Origin of the sequence: Microcoleus sp. B3-A4, from assembly GCF_036705385.1 — a bacterium.
Classification (GTDB): domain Bacteria; phylum Cyanobacteriota; class Cyanobacteriia; order Cyanobacteriales; family Microcoleaceae; genus Microcoleus.
Window position 1 is genome coordinate 136,374 of the sequence record NZ_JAUBUI010000007.1, and the last position, 16,536, is coordinate 152,909.

Sequence of the window (16,536 nt, forward strand, 5' to 3'; positions counted from 1 at the left end):
TAAATAACCAAAGCCATAAGTAACTTTTCTCGGTTAGCTGAACGAGCTTGCTCTTCTAGAATTAGCCGATCGCTATAAGCTGTAGCTAATTCTATGCAAGATTCAATTAACCCCAAGCACCAGTGATCTGTTTCGGCGGGTGGGTTTTTTTTCCTGGCAAGCTACCGTTACGAAGATCGAGGGGAGCATTTTGGACTGAGCTAACAATTTCTCGGAAATTGGCACGAGTATTGGTCGATCGAGACTTGAGCTGATCGATTACGTTGTCTCCCAAGGAGATGTAGAAGGCATCAACGACGGAAGCAGCAGCAGCAGCACCCACATCAGTCATCGCCAGAGCTGCTTCAGATGTTGCGTCTCGGACTGCAACCACTAGCTGACTGGTTTCTTCCTGTCCGTCGCGGTTTTGAGAATGGTCAATTTCACCATCATTGATATCATCGCAGTGCTCAGCGTATCCGGTGCGCTTGGAAGCGATTTCGATCAATGCGTCAGTCGGGGTCTTAAGTTCTTCACGAATCAGACGGTAATATTCCCGTACTTCGTCGATATCGACTCCTTCGACCTGAGCATTTTGCCATTTGCGATGACCGAGGGCTTTGCGGACGTTGGTGATGTCGGAGACTTTACCGAGTCCTAGTTCAAATTTCAGTTCAACTCTAGATAGTGTCGTCATTGATGTTAAGTCCTACGTTTTGCAAGTATTTACGTGTTTTGTCGATATCTCGATCGCAGGCAACGAATATTTCTTCGACCTGAACCAGACACCGTTTTTGGAAATCTGAAAATTTACGAGAATGCAGCACTCGATCGCATTCTGGGCATTCTTCTTCTAGCAGTGTCAGTCGGCGTTTGAATGTCGCTTCCGACATTGGTGCTGGTTTGCGCCTACTTTTACGCCCGACGCTTCCCAGAATTTGCTTTATTTGCGATCGACTCCAAAAATTACGTCTGCCCCATTCGTCTTCAATCTGTGCGTTATAAGGCTTTCGGCACTTTTTTTCGTATCTCATGAGCTACTTTTAGTACCCTTTTTTTGAGCCCTTCAAGTAGCTCACGATAGAGTAAAAAAAATGAATCTATTGCCTGCCAGCACCACGTTTCGGCGCTTGTTCAGTCTGAGAAGAGTTAGTTTCTGGTACTGAGAGATTTTTTTGTCCCTGCGGGTAAGCTTTTCTTGCGTCCCAGTATCCCAAATCCCGTCTTTGTTCCCAGATTTTTTGGGTTGCTTGTGCTGCTGTTTCCCCGAACCCTCTGACCTGGGAATCTGGATTGAATTGGCGCTCTACTACGATCGGATGTTCTCTCCGATACGCCAATTGCGTCATCTGTAGTAACATAATTCTGTCTCCTGGTGTCGTGTACCGACATTGGTTGAAAGTCCAGAAAAGTGGTATCAACACTTTTCTGGGCGTTTCAACAAACTGTAACATCCAATGGATGTTGCGTCAAGAAAAAACTTGAATATTTAGCTAAGATTTGTTTCGCTCATCGAATATGCTAGATTCATGAGCGAGGAAAACAGTAAAAAAGGAAAAAGTAGGGATACTCGCGATCGGCTCACATTTGATGTGGGTGGGTTACGCGAGCGACTTAGAGCTCAGGCGATCGAACCGGGTCAATCGCTGGCTTCGATCGTTCGCATGGGACTGCTGGAATGGTTAAGGATTCGCGAAGAAAATCAACAAAATCAAGAATCTAAATCTAAAAAAAGCGATTAAATTGATATATCAGTTATTTAAAATGCTTAAATCCTATATCCCGTATATGTTTGAGCGATGCCAATTCAACCTTGACATCGTAGGGGTCACTGGTTCGAGTCCAGTTGTGTCCATGAATTTCACATCATTTATAAATCAAGGGTTTTAGGTTTGCCGTCCTACCGAGAGTCTGGTCTTTCGCTAGACAATTAACCTATTAGTTAGATAATTCACTTAAAAATCTGACGCACCCTACTGAATGAGAATCAAATGATATTAGAGCATTGGAGACTTTACCATGACTCAAGCGATATCGAAGTTAAGGAGTTTTGATGAATTTCTGGCAGAAAAACCCGAAAACGGACGCTATGAATTACATAACGGAGTTATTGTTGAAATGCCAAATCCAACGGGTAAACATTCAGCGAGCGCGGGTTTTCAAGCGATAGAATTGGGTTTAGAAATCAGGCGATTACAACTTCCTTACTTTATTCCCAAGGAATGTACAATTAAATTTAATGATAACTCTGGCTACGATCCCGATGTGATTGTATTAGATAAACAAGCCGTAGAAGCCAATGAGTCTCGATGGGAAAGAGAATCAGTTATTACTCAGGGAAATTCGGTTAAATTAGTTATTGAAGTTGTCAGCACAAATTGGCGCGATGATTATGCACATAAAATGATTGATTATGAAGCATTAGGCATTCCTGAATATTGGATTGTAGATTATTTGGGTTTAGGGGGTAGCCGTTATATTGGTTATCCGAAACAGCCTACTATATCGGTTTATCAGTTAATAGATGGTGAGTATCAAATTAAGCTGTTTCGGGGAGATGAAAGAATTGAATCAGCGGTGTTTCCCGAGTTGAATTTGACCGCTAAGCAAATTTTTAATGGTGGATAAGCGATCCGCGATCACATAGCTCAGTTGGTTAGAGCACTACAATGCCATTGTAGGGGTCAGCGGTTCGAGTCCAGTTTTGTCCATAGCTAAAACCCGCCCACAAAGCGGGTTTTGTTGTTTCTATAACCAAACTGGTAGATTTGGCATTCTCAATTAGGAATGACAGAATATGTCTAGCCAGAGATTTAGTACAGTCGCCACGTTTTGTCGAGGCTGTTGCTGGGCAGTTGCGTAGTTTGCATGAGTTCGCTGTTAAAGAAACGCTAGCCCGATTCTCGTCGGCACCATCCCCATCCGTGAACAAAGTGCAAGCAAGCAGAACAAGAAAGAGAACAACTGTGAGAACGCGATCGCCTTGCACAGTCCCAAGCAGAAGCCGCTAACCGGATTCAAGACGAATTTTTAGCGGTGCTGTCCCATGAGGGGCGATCGCCCGTGTGCTTAAACACTAATGACTGAGGTTTTGGGCATATTATATTTTGATTCCCTAACAATAACTGGCATAATAGGTAAATAGGCAGAACTAACCGCAATGAATGTAGAACGTACAAACTCCTTGAATGATGGACAAGAGCTTACTGTAAATTTTCCTCAAGAGCTATGTACGCACTGCCAAGCACTCGAAGCACGACGATTTGCGGTGATAGTCGATCACATGGCTGAGGCTTTTATTTCTATTAATTCAGAGTGGCGCTGCACCTATGTCAACCATAAAGCAGAGCAGCTTTTAAACAGGAAGCGACAACACCTGATAGGCAAAAATATATGGACTATATTTTCGATCGATCTTACCTCTGAGCTATATAAGTATTGTCATCGAGCGATCGTAACGCCAACGGCGATCGAGTTTGAAGAACACTACCTCTCACTCAACAAATGGTTGAAAATTCGCCTCATCAAGAGTGAAGATGGCTTACTTATTTACTTCCAAGATACGACTCAAACATCTCAACTCGATCGACAATTGAAAGCCGAAATCGCCAAGTGCCAGGAGGTGGAAGCCACTCTTCAGAAAGAACAGGACTTTTTGACGGCAATTTTAAACAACGTTCAAGCTGGCATTGTGGCTTGCGATGCCGATGGCATATTGACGGTATTTAACCAAGCAGCTAAAGATTTTCATGGATTACCTCAACAGCCAGTACAACCAGATCAGTGGGCCCAATATTATGACTTGTATTTGCCCGACGGCAAAACACGGATGAATATAGAGGATATTCCCCTGTTCCAGGCATTGCAAGGACAAAACGTTCGTGATGTGGAAATGATGATTGTTCCGCAACATGGAACTGCGCGAATGCTGTTAGCAACTGGACAGGCGATTATTGCCGCCAACGGCGAAAAACAGGGTGCTGTTGTCGTGATGCACGACATTACACAACGCAAGCAGGCAGAAACTGCTTTGCGTGAGGGTGAAGCGCAATTATCCAGCATCTTCCAAACTATTCCTGATGGCATCACTATTCTAGATTCTACCGGACAGATTATTTCTGCAAATAGGGCAGCAGAGAGGATTTTAAGATTAACTAGCAGCGACATTGTGGAGCGAGGCTATAACGATCCATCCTGGTACATTACAACCGTGGAGGGTGATCCTTTCCCAGAAGATGAACTGCCGTTTGCGAGGGTGATGCAAACAGGTGAGCCTGTTTATGGTATAGAACATGGCATTAGTCATGCCGATGGAACTCGCACGATTCTCTCGATCAATGCTTCCCCTTTGTTTGACGCAGAGGGACAAATTATCAATATCATTGCTGCTTTCAGCGACATTACTGAACGCAAGCAAACCGAATACGAACGAGTACAGCTTGTTCAAGAACAGGCAGCCCGTGCCTTAGCAGAGGTTTCTCAGGAAAAATCAGCATTTTTAGCCCAAGTGAGTGCTGTCCTTTCCTCTTCGCTAGAGTATGAACAAACTCTCCAAAGCGTTGCAAAGCTGGCAGTTCCTTATTTTGCAGATTGGTGTAGTGTCGATCTAGTGAATGACGATCGCACAATTGGTCGTGTTGCGGTGGCTCATTCAGATCCCGAAAAAGTGAAGTTTGGCTGGGAGTTGGCTCAACGCTTTCCCAGACATTTAGATGATGGGTATGGCATTGCTAAAGTGATGCAAACAGGACAGGTTGAAATTGCGATTGAGATTACAGATGAACAGTTAGTTGCCACCGTCCCGAATGCTGAATACCTGGAAATCTTACGTGGAGTTGGGTTAAAGTCCTGCATCATTGCACCGCTACAGGCACGCGGGCGCGTGTTGGGTAGCATTACGTTTGTGTTTACTGAATCCGATCGCCGCTATCGCCTGGAAGACATTGGCGTGGCTGAAGATTTGGCTCAGCGAGCAGCGATCGCCATTGATAACGCTCGTCTCTATAATGAAACACAACAAGCGAAATTAGCCGCCGAACTCGCTGCTAACCGCACGGCTCGACTGCTGGCGGTGATGACGGCTGTGTCTGAATCACTAACCTCGCCTCAAGTGGCTCAGGTCATTATTGAACAGGGAATGTCCGCACTGGGAGCGAGTTCTGGTTTGGTTGCCGTATTAAACCAAGATGCAAGCGAACTGGAGATTATTCAAGCGATTGGCTTTGAGCACGTAGGAGAATTTCAGCGCAGTTTTTCGATTCATGCACCCTATCCTCTCGCAGAAGCCGTGCGAAGTGGGCAACCTGTTTGGCTAGAAACTATCGAAAACCGAATTGCCCGTTATCCTGATTTAGCTCAAGCTTATGCCAAGGTTGGTTCAGAAGCCTGGATTTCAGTGCCATTGTTGATTGAAGGACAAGCCGTTGGTGGGCTATCGCTTAGTTTTTCGACCGTTCCCCGACTTTCCGAGAGCGATCGGGCTTTCGTTTTGGCACTGGCACAGCAGTCGGCGCAGTCGATCGACCGAGCACGGCTCTATGAGTCAGAATCGCAAGCACGGACACAAGCAGAAGCAGCTAACCGAATTAAAGATGAGTTCTTAGCTGTCTTGTCGCACGAATTGCGAACTCCGTTGAATCCGATTCTGGGTTGGACTCGACTGCTGCGAAGGGGAAACCTGGATTCTAGCAAGACGGCGGTAGCTCTCGAAACGATCGAACGCAATACCCAGTTGCAAGTTCAACTGATTGAGGACTTGCTGGATATTTCTCGCATTCTGCAAGGCAAGCTGAGTTTGGACTCTACTCCTATTAATTTGAAAACAACTCTTAAAGCTGCGATCGAAACAGTTAGTTTAGCCGCCGAAGCGAAAAACATTCAAATTCAAACTCAGCTAGAACCCAATGTGGGCGATGTGTTAGGAGATGCTACCCGATTGCAACAGGTTGTCTGGAATTTGCTCACCAATGCCATTAAGTTCACCCCAACTGGAGGTCGAGTTGAAGTTGAGCTAAAAAGGATTGATTCCTTTGCTCAAATTCAAGTCAGAGATACAGGAAAAGGGATTAAGCCAGAATTTATTCCCTATGTATTTGACACATTTAGACAAGCCGATAGCAGTATTACCAGAACCTTTGGTGGATTAGGGCTGGGATTAGCGATCGTGCGTCACGTCGTTGAGCTACACGGTGGAACTGTCAAAGCCGAAAGTTGTGGAGAAGGACAGGGAGCAACATTTACTGTCACACTTCCCTTATTAGCCAGAAGCAATGATGCAAACAGCGATCGCAACGATAATCTATCACTCAAAGCTCACACTTCACCCTTGGCTAGATTATGTATCCTGGCCGTCGATGACGAAGTAGACAATTTAGAGTTAGTTCAATGTATTTTGGAGCAAGCGGGAGCCACAGTGATCTCTGTATCTTCAGCAAAAGATGCGCTACAAAAGCTCAATGAATCTAAGCCAGATCTTTTGATTGCTGATATTGGAATGCCACAAATTGATGGCTATATGTTGATTCGTCAAGTCAGACAACTATCCACACAAGAGGGAGGAGAGATTCCCGCGATCGCCCTCACAGCGTATGCAGGTGAGGCAAATCAACAGCAAGCACTAGCAGCCGGATTTCAAAGGCATCTTCCCAAGCCTGTTGAGCCTGAAACGTTAGTGGAGACAATTGAGAAATTGCTTCATCCAATAGAGTAAGGCAGAGTATTAGACATCTGTGGAAATTAAGATTCAGCTATCTCAGTACAAGGATTTAAAGTTGATTATTGGAGATGTCTTTTGAGTATAGTCTGGGAAGAAAATGCCACGAATTGAGGGCTAGCCTAATGCTGTTTGGCTTAGATGTATGAATAGGCTCTGCTAAGGCATTGCTCCCCAAACCTCATAATATATCTTGGACACCAGCCCTGGGCCCACAACGCGGGAAATTTTAACTTTGCCCCACAGTTGGGAAATTCCGATCGCAACCTGAAGCAATGTCGATCGCCCCCAGCATCTCCAAATCATATCAAATCCGATCGCCAGTCCATCTCAGGACACGGCACGGCGCCGTGTCCTTAGCCGTAACTTATCGGCGACAGCCTTCGGCGATCGCCCTTAACACCGCTAGTCGCACTTCTGGATGAGATTTCTCAAGCCCGTTAGCCCGAAAAACCCAGTGTCCGCCGCCCGCGTGTTCGATCGCAATTTTCTGTCCATCAGGCAAAACTATTTGCCACCAATTCAACACAGTGGCTTTAATAAGGTGGCACTGAATTTCGTTCAGTTGAACCTCCATTAATTTCAGTTGACGCATGATTGGATTTTGGGCAGATGACTTCATGATTTTTCTCATTAAATGAATTCGACTGTTTCTCGGCTTTGATTTCACTTTGCCGATTTTTGAACTTAACTTCACCTTCCGAAGTTTTCGCCTTAACTTCCCTTTCCGAAGTTTTCGCCTTAACTTCCTTTTTACCACCTTTAGGCTCAACTTTGACTCCAAAACCTTTAGACTTAACTTTTCCTGGGGCAGAAGTTGAAGTCGGTTCCGTGGCCGGCTTCTTAAACTCCGCGTCTAATTGGTCTAAAATCTCCTCTTGTTCGGGAGTATGTTCCGCTGGCCGATCTAAATTTCTGGGATTGTATTCGCCAACCAACCTTGCCAAAAATTCCGAAATTGACAGTCCGGCTGCGGCTGCTTTTTTCGTTAAAAGGGCGTAGGTGTCGGTTTTAATGCGAATTTGTTTGAGCCGGAGGTTGGGATTGTTGTCAACGGTTTCGGCAATAGTTACTGCGGTAATCCTTTCTTTTGGTATGACATCGACAACTTCTTGCCACTTTTCCTGTAAAAGGCAGTCGCCGTATTGGTCGGTTACTGCGTGTTTGAACAAAGGGACAACTTGAGCGACACAGCTAGGCAAAATCTCAAATCCAGCTTTAATTAAGCGCAGGCAAATGGCAGCAGCTTTGATAATTTGCGTGCAGTAAAAATACTGCCTGCCTAAAGCTTGTTCGCAGTAAGTTTTAAAAGTTTTAAACTTGTCTTTGTACAATCGCAGTTTTCGGATCGCGTCCAGCATGATTCCTTGCCGCACGTAGTCTAGGAATCCCCTTTTAATTTCGCCTGTCAGATAGTCTAAATCGTGAAAGGGAGATTGATTCTGGATTTCTTCTTCAAAGTCTAGCAGCGGGCCTGCAAAGTGAAAGTTGGAGGCGACATCGCCTAGGTAGAAGTTGTCAATTGATGTGGGCATGATCGGGAATGGTTCGAGAAATGGCACGATAGCACGGAAGTTGTGCGATCGCCAAGTAGAAATTTTGGTCTAGATCTTTGATAGCTGGCAAAAGTATAGTCATTTATAGACATGGGAGGCGTTAAGCCCCTCCCCTTTCACTTTTACTTTGAGCGGATCGACCCGCCTCGGCTGAACTACGCAGCTCCCTATCCCATCGCTGAACGCATTTGGGATTGCTTTTCTGAGGATATTGTACGCTGCATTCACATCGGAATTAATTAGCTGACCAGTCGATGTTTTGTACAAACCCCGCTTAATCCGCTTACCAGTAAACACAGGCTCTTTTTCTGTTTTTCCATAAACAGGCATTGGGTCTAAACCCACAAAACTTGCTCGGGACGTGTAGGATTCTTCCTGCACAATCACTGTGATTCCCACCAACCGAGCTTTGTATTCTAACATCTCAATTAATCGAGAGTGAGGGATACTGACAAAATTTTGGTTAGTTTGTTTACCTAGACCGATATCGGTTTTCCACTGTGCATTTTTGCCGATTACTAGCGTTCCAATTTGTTTCGCTACCAAATGGTCAACAATCACACGACTAGCATGATGCAAGTAATTATCAACTTTTTGATTGCGACAGCGAGTTAAACGCTGAATCCGGGGTGTGGTTTGACGATTTCTTTTTAACTGGGATTGTAGTCGTGCTTTTCGCTTGTTATAGAACTGGTTGATCGCTTTCAATGGTCGCCCGTTAACCAACAAAGGGATAAATCCCGGTTGATTTGAAGTTAACGCCACTAAATTATCCAATCCTAAATCAATACTAGCTACAGAGTTGGCATTGCTGATGGTGGACTCCGGTTCATCATAAATTACCTCCATTACATAGGAATCACATTTCGGAACCACTCTAACTTGACAAATCTGGTTGGGATTGACTTTAGTTTTGATTAAAAAGTCAGTCCCAGAAAGTTTAATAACTCCCTTCTTCAACTGTTTGCTACTAATCGCTTGACTCGTGTAGACGAGAAGGTTTCGCCCTTTGATCTTATCTTTGTACTTTGGTAGTTTCGGGCGACCCGTGAATCTTGAAGAGTCAGCTTTGTAAGCTTTAACGGCTTCAAAAAACGATTTCCAATTCTTGTCTAGCACCATCAAGATTTGCTGACTGACCTTGGCAGGCAAAGCCTTATATGCTTCGTGAGACTTCATCAAACGATTCATTTCGTTGTAATGGACATAGTTCCATCCATAAATAAAGCTCTGACGAATGACGTAATTAGCGGCATTGTAGAGGTTTTTGGACTTGAAAGCTAGTTCGTCAATCTGGGCGAAACGGTGTTCCGTTGATTTAATGATGTGCCTCTCTGTTAGTTGCATTTGGGACTTCCGCTCTTGGGGCTATTCCTATTCCTTGTTCACCACTCACAACATAATACAATTGTTGTTTATAATTGCCTATAAACTCAATGAAGTTTTACAATACTTGCTATGGCTAGCCTGTACCAGGTTTCTCTAAAAACTATGTTTGAGGTTTTAGGATTAGACGTAACCAAAATTCCCGATGACTTGCCAAGTCGATCGCCCTCATCGAACGATAACTAACCCGCAGGGGTTCGGAAAAGTCTAGGGAAAGGGGCTTGAGTCATGCACCCAAGCCCGGAAAATACTAAGGGTATGCAGGCATAATGGGTAGAAACTACAAATAAGGCAGCTCGCTAAACCAAAGCGTTTCCACCGTCCGGCTAAAGGAGCCGCCTTTGTGTTGTCTCTATCTTTAACAAGGATACTTGTAAACAACTCGGTTGTCAACAAGTTTGCTTGTAAATTTCCTATGATATGCCCCGAAAGAAACAAACTCAAGAGTCCAAAGATATACCAGCACTGCAAATCTTGCGGGAGGCTGTTGGTTTATCGCAATCCGCCTTAGCCAAACAAATTCCCGACAAAACCCGCACAAAAACCCTAAGCCAACAAGCAATCAGTAACTGGGAGCGAGGACTAGACCAACCAGAACTGACCATTGCTCAAATGAAAGCTCTTTGCAAAGCTTTGGGAAAAACGCTTAACGATTTGCCTGACGACTTAGGCCCACCAACTCCTGACTGACAACTAAAAAGTCAAAAAGCCCGATCGACCTTTCATCCCTCAATCCGTGACTTTCCCTCTCAGAGCTTTAATGTGCCCTCGCTTGGTTTTGCTGTCGAGACGCTTGCGCTGGGAACTACGAGTTGCTTTGCTGGGTTTGCGCCTTTTCGGTATGACGATCGCACTTTTAATCAGTTCTTGCAGCCGTCTCAAAGCCTCCTCCCGGTTTTGTTCCTGGCTGCGGTGTTCCTGAGCTTTGATGACAATCACACCTTCGGAGGTGATGCGCTGGTCGTTGATTTGCAACAAACGCTCCTTGTAGCGATCGGGCAATGAGGAAGCTGGGATATCAAAGCGCAAGTGAATAGCACTCGCCACCTTATTTACATTTTGTCCCCCCGCGCCTTGAGAGCGAATCGCACTAATCTCGATTTCGCGATCGTCTATGAACACAGTGTTAGAAATTTGTAGCATGATTCATCAGTGAGATTAAATATACCGGGAAAGCAGTGCATCTTTTATATATAACTTACTTGGGTAGATAAGTTATTTACAATTCTTAGCTGTTAAGATGAATTCGATGAGTTTTTTTCGCTCCCATAACTCTACCTCGTTAGATTTAGCAAGTTTGCAAGCATTTTCTGTAAATCTGTTGTTGGTGATTACTTTTCCTTTATTTCCTTTGTAATGTCTGACGGCTCCTGCTACTTCTTGAACTGCTTTAATACCAACTGGATTTTTGCTCCTTTTCGCTTGAACCACGGTTTTGCAGCCATCTTTGTATAAAATTAAATCCGCCCCATAATCTTGACTATCTTGAGTTAAAGTAACACTATAACCCAAGTTTCTAAAATGGACATCTAGAAAATTTTCAAACTCTTTTCCCGTCATTTCATCCACTTCCAGAATACCACTGTCTAATAAACGCTTTTTTTCCTCTTCTTCTTTCAATGTATCCAATACCGATGTCGCAATCACACCCACAACGGCAGCGGCTCTTACAATAAAAGATTTCATAAAATTACATTTTTTTAAAAGGAGTAGTTATGATGGTAGCAGATTTGCTCAGTATAGTTATCTACTAAGATCACAAGTAAGATCACAAGCACATTGTGATCTTACTTACGGATTTTTTGAGATTGCCGATCGTGGACTGGGGATTTTTGTCTGCACTCAAGTTCAAGTATGGTTCAAAGAGTCAGGCGAAAGTCAAGGGATTTTATAGTTTAGAACTGTAACAAAACTTTAATTACACCCAAACCGTAGGTTTAGCAAAAATTACGGCGGATACAGTGACAAGCGGCAAGGCTGTAGCCTAAGATCGGTTTAAATTGTCAGTATCATCTCAAGGCAAGGGTGCAAAATGGCAGATATCAACGGCACGATGATGCAATATTTCCACTGGTACATTCCCGATCGAGGAACCCTATGGGATGAGGTGAAAAATCAAGCGAAAGAATTGGCTGATGCGGGTTTTACGGCACTGTGGCTGCCCCCAGCTTACAAAGGAAGTGGCGGGCAAAGCGACGTTGGATATGGGGTTTACGACTTATTTGATTTGGGAGAATTCGACCAAAAAGGTTCAATACGCACCAAATATGGTACTAAGCAGCAATATTTGGATGCGATCGCAGCCCTACACAAATCTCAGATCCAAGTCTATGCCGATGTAGTTATCAACCACAAAATGGGTGCAGATGCAGCAGAGATATTTAAGGCAACTCCTTATCCTCACAACAATCGGCTAAATCCCAAAGGTGGATTGCAAGAAATCAAAAGCTACACCCATTTTAACTTTCCCGGACGCAAAGGTAAATATTCCCAATTTGAATGGCACTGGTGGCATTTTGACGCAGTAGACTACAACGAATACAATTCAGACGATCGCGGCACAGTCTATTTGATAGAAGGGAGAATGTTTGATGACTATGTTGCCCTAGAAAATGGCAATTTTGCCTATTTAATGGGGTGCGATCTGGATTTCCAGGATCAAGGGGTACGAGATGAAATTACACGCTGGGGTAAGTGGTATCTCGACACAACAGGTGCCGACGGTTTCCGTTTAGATGCCATCAAGCACATATCGTCTTGGTTTTTTGCGGAATGGTTGGAGGAAATGGAGCGATATGTCGGCAAAGATTTGTTTGTTGTCGGTGAGTATTGGGCACCCAATATCGATATCCTGCACTGGTATATCGGTTCAGTTAAGGGCAAAATGTCAGTTTTTGATGTGCCGCTGCATTACAACTTTCATTACGCCAGCCAACAGGGCGGTAACTACGATATGCGACGCATCTTAGACGGTACAATGATGCAGCAGCAACCGGCTCATGCAGTAACGTTTGTCGAAAACCACGACTCCCAACCGCTGCAAGCACTTGAATCTGTTGTAGAACCGTGGTTTAAACCTCTTGCTTATGCGATTATTCTATTGCGAAGAGAAGGTTATCCCTGCGTTTTCTACGGCGATTATTACGGTGCAGAATATGAAGATTGGGGGCGTGATGGCAATCGGTATAAGATTGTTATGCCCTCTCATCGATCGCTAATTGACAAGTTTCTCCATGCTCGCAAACACTTCGCCTACGGCCCTCAATATGACTATTTCGATCATTGGAATACCATTGGCTGGACGAGATTGGGCAATGGGAAACATCCACAGGCAATGGCAGTAATTATGAGTGATGGCCCGGAGGGTTTCAAGTGGATGGAAGTTGGTAAACCTAATGCTAAGTTTGTGGACTTAACAGGGCATATTCAGGAACCTGTTTTTACTAATGAGTGGGGTTGGGGCGAGTTTCGCTGTCAAGGCGGTTCAGTATCCGTGTGGGTTCAGGAAAAAGATTAGTTGGCAGTAATCTCATGGTTTATCTGTAAGGTGCGCCGAAACGCACCCTACAAAAATTAATTAATCGGTAGTACCGGTTTGCAGCGACTCTTTAGCAGTCTGCGTCCACTCAGAGTGGAAGAATTCGCCACGCGGTTTGTCGGTGCGTTCGTAGGTGTGAGCCCCGAAATAATCACGCTGAGCTTGCGTGAGGTTTTGCGGCAATCTTTCGCGCCGGTAGCTATCGAAATAGTCCAGCGAGGCGCTAAATGCTGGCACTGCAATCCCCAGTTGGCAAGCAGTAGCTAACACGTCCCGCCAAGCCGATTGGCGATCGAGAATGCTCTGTTTGAACTCCGGTGCTAACAGCAAATTCGGCAACGTGGGGTCGTCCTTGAAAGCTGTTTTAATCTTGTCCAAAAATCCAGCCCGAATGATACAGCCACCCTTCCAAATTCGGGAAATTTCGCTCAAACTTAAGTCATAGTTGTACGACTTCGAGGCTGCGCTCAAAAGTGCCATACCTTGCGCGTAGGAGCAAATCTTCGAGCAGTAAAGCGCATCCCGGACTTTGTTCACAAACTCTTTAGTATCGCCTTCGTACTTGCCGCTAGGCCCGGTTAGTTCTTGGGAAGCTTTGATGCGCTCGTCTTTGTAAGAAGACATGATTCTGGCATTCACAGCAGCAATAATTGTGGGAATGCTCACGCCCAATTCCAAAGCACTCATTACAGTCCAGCGGCCGGTACCTTTTTGGCCTGCTGCGTCCATAATTACCTCAACTAAGGGTTGCTTAGTTTCCGGGTCGTTGTACTTGAAAATGTTAGCCGTAATTTCAATCAAAAACGAGTTGAGTTCGTCTGTGGTATTCCATTCGGCAAAAACTTCCTGCAACTGCTGGCCGTTCAATCCACCAACGTTTTTAAGCAAATCGTAGGCTTCAGCAATGAGCTGCATATCCCCGTACTCAATGCCGTTGTGAACCATTTTCACGTAGTGGCCGGCGCCACCAGGGCCGATGAAAGTCACGCAGGGGCCGTCATCTACTTGAGCAGCAATTTTGGTGAGAATTGGCTCTAGTAGGCCGTAAGCTGTTTGCGTGCCACCGGGCATCAAGCTAGCACCATTCAGCGCGCCTTCTTCGCCGCCGCTGATGCCCATGCCGACAAATCCCAGTCCGATCGATTCTAAATCTTTGGTGCGGCGTTCGGTGTCGTCGTAGAGTGAGTTGCCGCCGTCAATAATCATGTCGCCCGGTGACAGCATGGGTTTGAGCTGGTCGATGACGGCATCTACGGGTTTCCCAGCTTGCACCATGACTAAGATTCGGCGCGGGGTTTCTAGGGCATCGACGAATTCTGTCAGAGTCTTGGCGGCTACAATGTTCTTGCCGGGGGCGCGTAGGGCCATGAAGTCGTCGGTTTTGGCTGCTGTGCGGTTGTACACAGCTACGGAGAAGCCTCTGCTTTCGACGTTGAGCGCTAGGTTTTCGCCCATCACGGCTAGACCGATTAAACCAAAATTTTGCTTTGTCATGCTAATAACCCGCTGGTTGTTCCCGCTTGAGGATTGATTTGCGAGAGAGGAAAGCGAGGCGGGGTGTAGCGCTTTCCGGTGGACTAAAAGTATTGGACAATAGACCTAGGAGGTTTAGGTTTATTTTTATATTCTCAGAATTGCTGTTTGGTAAATCAGTAGGGTTTTTTTAAGATTTAAGGGATATTAATGACGCGGGCAGGTGATGATAAGGCAGGTATTATGTCGATCGCGGTAACGGTAGATACAAACAAGCGGACATTTTAAGGAAAATTGAGGAGACTGTTTTAACTATGGAAGATTTGCAGTATCTCGCGGCCTGGGTGAAGGAGCAACACGCTCGCGAGTATATTTTGACTTGGCTGCTGAGTCAACAGGGGCTGTGGTGGTCTGATGGGGATATTTATCAGGCCGTTTTGCAAAAGTCGGGAAAGCTTTTGAAAGCTTATGTTCAAAAAAGGCAAGCGGGAGAGTTATTTGAGGGAATTTCTGAGAAGTTGGTGGGAGATGATAATTGGGATGATTTGGTGCTGAGTTTAGGGCGAATTGTTGCTGTTTATCAAGAGGAATTGCTGAAGCTGCAAGAGCGCGATCGCAAGGGGGATGGGCTAAAAAAAAATTTGATTAGCCAACCGTTGACTGGGGATGCTTTGTCGCTTTTGGAGGTGCAGCAAGCTTTGCCCGATCCTTATGCGGATACGTTGACGGGGAGATAATTGCTCATCATTTTTGTGGATGGAGGCTCATCTCAGAAACCGGGTTTCTTCCCTTATTTCTCGTACTCAACCCAAATTGTCGCAGAAACCCGGTTTCTCGCCACTTGGGGACAGTTCGGGATCGAGATTCAAGGATTGAGAATAGGTGTAATATCTAGAAGAAATCCGGGAAGTACATCTTCACCCGAAAGTGTAGGCGGTTGGTCAAAAGAGAAATTAATAACTTCTGCTACCTCTTCAGACAACCGATAAATTTCTACTAAAGGCGTTTGGGGGTCAATTAGCCAACCTAAGCGGCAGCCGTTAGTTTGATAATACCGCATTTTAGCCCGCAATGTTTCTAGGGAATCACTTTGCGATCGCAATTCAATTACAAAGTCCGGGCACAGGGGAGGAAATTTGCGCTTATCTTCTGCGGATAATGCTTCCCAGCGTTCTCGGAGTACCCAAGAAACATCGGGAGAACGCTTCGCACCGTTGGGTAATTGAAAGACGGTGGAAGAGTCAAAGACTTTTCCTAATTGAGTCCGTTCATTCCACAAGCCGACTCGTAGGTTCAGATCGGAATTTCTGATGCCGCTTTCGCCGCCTGTTGGAGGCATAATAATTAGTTCTCCTTCGGGGGTTTGTTCTAATCGCCACTCTTCATTAGCGATGGACAATTGATAAAATTGTTCGTCGGTTAAAGCGACGGCGGCAGGTAGGTTGAGAGTTATAGTTTCCATCGTTGATATTATCGCCAACTAGGTTGGTTTTATTATAGCTCGCACTTTCTGACAATTTTCTCAAAAAGATCGCACGCTCAGAAACCGGTTTTCTTCCGATATTTTTCGTGCGAGGCTGAAAATTGTCGCAGAAACCCGGTTTATCGCCACGCAGCTAATCCCAGGAAGCGGGTTTCTTCCGATATTTCTCGTACTCAACTGAAAATTGTCGCAGAAACTCGGTTTATCGCCACCTAACGAGAGAAATTAGATCGCAAATCCGCGATAATTTATCACAATCACCCGCGCCAAATTCCCCACGCTAACCCACAAGTCCGCCGGGGGTTGAAAACCCCCGTCTGATAGCAAAAGTCCTCCTAAGAAACTTAATCTAACTGCGGAGTTTTAGCAATTAGCTCAAACCCAAAAGACTCCGCAGTTTTCTCCAGCT

At 45.1% G+C, this 16,536-nt stretch carries 17 protein-coding genes; 6 read left to right on the plus strand and 11 right to left on the minus strand.

The window, feature by feature from the left end; all coding sequences use genetic code 11:
* Positions 1-106: 106 nt before the first annotated feature.
* From QUB33_RS06185 to QUB33_RS06195, 3 genes are all read right to left on the minus strand, one after another.
* Positions 107-676: a hypothetical protein gene (locus QUB33_RS06185; RefSeq protein WP_333348607.1), complete on the minus strand. Its 570-nt coding sequence runs from the start codon at positions 674-676 to the stop codon at positions 107-109.
* A complete protein-coding gene (locus QUB33_RS06190; protein ID WP_333348609.1) occupies positions 660-1,013 on the minus strand; it encodes a hypothetical protein in 354 nt (117 codons plus the stop codon). Before QUB33_RS06190 ends, QUB33_RS06185 begins: the two co-directional genes overlap by 17 nt.
* A 66-nt stretch (positions 1,014-1,079) precedes the next feature.
* Positions 1,080-1,340 carry a hypothetical protein gene (locus QUB33_RS06195; protein WP_333348611.1) on the minus strand — a complete coding sequence of 87 codons (261 nt, stop codon included), beginning with the start codon at positions 1,338-1,340 and terminating at the stop codon, positions 1,080-1,082.
* Positions 1,341-1,508: 168 nt separating this feature from the next.
* On the opposite strand from QUB33_RS06195, the gene QUB33_RS06200 reads away from it, so the two are divergent.
* The 3 genes from QUB33_RS06200 (at position 1,509) to QUB33_RS06210 (ending at position 6,688) form a co-directional block, all read left to right on the plus strand.
* Entirely contained in the window at positions 1,509-1,721 is a 213-nt protein-coding gene (locus QUB33_RS06200) for a hypothetical protein (protein WP_333038842.1), read from the plus strand.
* A 277-nt stretch (positions 1,722-1,998) separates the two neighbouring features.
* The gene (locus tag QUB33_RS06205; protein WP_333348613.1) at positions 1,999-2,607 is read left to right on the plus strand and encodes a Uma2 family endonuclease; all 609 of its coding nucleotides are present in this window, start codon (positions 1,999-2,001) and stop codon (positions 2,605-2,607) included.
* A 532-nt stretch (positions 2,608-3,139) separates the two neighbouring features.
* A complete protein-coding gene (locus QUB33_RS06210) occupies positions 3,140-6,688 on the plus strand; it encodes a PAS domain S-box protein (protein WP_333348615.1) in 3,549 nt (1,182 codons plus the stop codon).
* 162 nt (positions 6,689-6,850) lie between these two features.
* On the opposite strand, the gene QUB33_RS06215 is transcribed toward QUB33_RS06210, so the two are convergent.
* The 4 genes from QUB33_RS06215 to QUB33_RS06230 all read right to left on the minus strand — a co-directional run bounded on the left by QUB33_RS06215 (position 6,851) and on the right by QUB33_RS06230 (position 9,594).
* The gene (locus tag QUB33_RS06215) at positions 6,851-6,997 is read right to left on the minus strand and encodes a hypothetical protein (RefSeq protein WP_333348617.1); all 147 of its coding nucleotides are present in this window, start codon (positions 6,995-6,997) and stop codon (positions 6,851-6,853) included.
* 61 nt (positions 6,998-7,058) lie between these two features.
* Positions 7,059-7,217 carry a hypothetical protein gene (locus tag QUB33_RS06220; protein ID WP_333298450.1) on the minus strand — a complete coding sequence of 53 codons (159 nt, stop codon included), beginning with the start codon at positions 7,215-7,217 and terminating at the stop codon, positions 7,059-7,061.
* Between the two features lie 10 nt (positions 7,218-7,227).
* Positions 7,228-8,226: a hypothetical protein gene (locus tag QUB33_RS06225; protein WP_333348620.1), complete on the minus strand. Its 999-nt coding sequence runs from the start codon at positions 8,224-8,226 to the stop codon at positions 7,228-7,230.
* A 99-nt stretch (positions 8,227-8,325) separates the two neighbouring features.
* On the minus strand, positions 8,326-9,594 hold the full coding sequence (locus QUB33_RS06230; RefSeq protein WP_333348622.1) for a transposase: 1,269 nt from the start codon (positions 9,592-9,594) through the stop codon (positions 8,326-8,328).
* A gap of 459 nt (positions 9,595-10,053) precedes the next feature.
* Between QUB33_RS06230 and QUB33_RS06235 the strand changes: the two genes are divergently transcribed.
* Positions 10,054-10,323, plus strand: a complete 270-nt coding sequence (locus QUB33_RS06235) for a helix-turn-helix transcriptional regulator (RefSeq protein ID WP_333348624.1) — start codon at positions 10,054-10,056, stop codon at positions 10,321-10,323.
* Positions 10,324-10,362: 39 nt separating this feature from the next.
* Here the strand turns inward: QUB33_RS06235 and arfB are convergent, their stop codons facing one another.
* Both arfB and QUB33_RS06245 read right to left on the minus strand, forming a co-directional pair.
* The gene (gene arfB / locus QUB33_RS06240) at positions 10,363-10,776 is read right to left on the minus strand and encodes an alternative ribosome rescue aminoacyl-tRNA hydrolase ArfB (protein WP_333348626.1); all 414 of its coding nucleotides are present in this window, start codon (positions 10,774-10,776) and stop codon (positions 10,363-10,365) included.
* A 72-nt stretch (positions 10,777-10,848) separates the two neighbouring features.
* Positions 10,849-11,319, minus strand: coding sequence for a restriction endonuclease (locus tag QUB33_RS06245; RefSeq protein WP_333348628.1), 471 nt, complete (start codon positions 11,317-11,319; stop codon positions 10,849-10,851).
* Between the two features lie 346 nt (positions 11,320-11,665).
* On the opposite strand from QUB33_RS06245, the gene QUB33_RS06250 reads away from it, so the two are divergent.
* Positions 11,666-13,150, plus strand: a complete 1,485-nt coding sequence (locus QUB33_RS06250) for an alpha-amylase (RefSeq protein ID WP_333348630.1) — start codon at positions 11,666-11,668, stop codon at positions 13,148-13,150.
* Between the two features lie 60 nt (positions 13,151-13,210).
* On the opposite strand, the gene gnd is transcribed toward QUB33_RS06250, so the two are convergent.
* Complete coding sequence (gnd, locus tag QUB33_RS06255; protein WP_333284161.1) at positions 13,211-14,665, minus strand: decarboxylating NADP(+)-dependent phosphogluconate dehydrogenase; 1,455 nt, start codon at positions 14,663-14,665, stop codon at positions 13,211-13,213.
* Between the two features lie 293 nt (positions 14,666-14,958).
* On the opposite strand from gnd, the gene QUB33_RS06260 reads away from it, so the two are divergent.
* On the plus strand, positions 14,959-15,381 hold the full coding sequence (locus QUB33_RS06260; RefSeq protein ID WP_333175632.1) for a hypothetical protein: 423 nt from the start codon (positions 14,959-14,961) through the stop codon (positions 15,379-15,381).
* Positions 15,382-15,509: 128 nt separating this feature from the next.
* Here the strand turns inward: QUB33_RS06260 and QUB33_RS06265 are convergent, their stop codons facing one another.
* Positions 15,510-16,106 carry a Uma2 family endonuclease gene (locus QUB33_RS06265; protein ID WP_333348632.1) on the minus strand — a complete coding sequence of 199 codons (597 nt, stop codon included), beginning with the start codon at positions 16,104-16,106 and terminating at the stop codon, positions 15,510-15,512.
* Positions 16,107-16,536 lie beyond the last annotated feature (430 nt).

Bases quoted from the DNA above. Each gene is read 5' to 3' on its own strand.
- QUB33_RS06225 (WP_333348620.1), bottom strand. From the start codon at position 8,226: ATGCCCACATCAATTGACAACTTCTACCTAGGCGATGTCGCCTCCAAC.
- QUB33_RS06245 (WP_333348628.1), bottom strand. From the start codon at position 11,319: ATGAAATCTTTTATTGTAAGAGCCGCTGCCGTTGTGGGTGTGATTGCG.
- QUB33_RS06195 (WP_333348611.1), bottom strand. From the start codon at position 1,340: ATGTTACTACAGATGACGCAATTGGCGTATCGGAGAGAACATCCGATC.
- gnd (WP_333284161.1), bottom strand. From the start codon at position 14,665: ATGACAAAGCAAAATTTTGGTTTAATCGGTCTAGCCGTGATGGGCGAA.
- QUB33_RS06210 (WP_333348615.1), top strand. From the start codon at position 3,140: ATGAATGTAGAACGTACAAACTCCTTGAATGATGGACAAGAGCTTACT.
- QUB33_RS06205 (WP_333348613.1), top strand. From the start codon at position 1,999: ATGACTCAAGCGATATCGAAGTTAAGGAGTTTTGATGAATTTCTGGCA.
- QUB33_RS06235 (WP_333348624.1), top strand. From the start codon at position 10,054: ATGCCCCGAAAGAAACAAACTCAAGAGTCCAAAGATATACCAGCACTG.
- QUB33_RS06250 (WP_333348630.1), top strand. From the start codon at position 11,666: ATGGCAGATATCAACGGCACGATGATGCAATATTTCCACTGGTACATT.
- QUB33_RS06190 (WP_333348609.1), bottom strand. From the start codon at position 1,013: ATGAGATACGAAAAAAAGTGCCGAAAGCCTTATAACGCACAGATTGAA.
- QUB33_RS06200 (WP_333038842.1), top strand. From the start codon at position 1,509: ATGAGCGAGGAAAACAGTAAAAAAGGAAAAAGTAGGGATACTCGCGAT.
- QUB33_RS06215 (WP_333348617.1), bottom strand. From the start codon at position 6,997: ATGATTTGGAGATGCTGGGGGCGATCGACATTGCTTCAGGTTGCGATC.
- QUB33_RS06230 (WP_333348622.1), bottom strand. From the start codon at position 9,594: ATGCAACTAACAGAGAGGCACATCATTAAATCAACGGAACACCGTTTC.
- QUB33_RS06185 (WP_333348607.1), bottom strand. From the start codon at position 676: ATGACGACACTATCTAGAGTTGAACTGAAATTTGAACTAGGACTCGGT.
- QUB33_RS06260 (WP_333175632.1), top strand. From the start codon at position 14,959: ATGGAAGATTTGCAGTATCTCGCGGCCTGGGTGAAGGAGCAACACGCT.
- QUB33_RS06265 (WP_333348632.1), bottom strand. From the start codon at position 16,106: ATGGAAACTATAACTCTCAACCTACCTGCCGCCGTCGCTTTAACCGAC.
- arfB (WP_333348626.1), bottom strand. From the start codon at position 10,776: ATGCTACAAATTTCTAACACTGTGTTCATAGACGATCGCGAAATCGAG.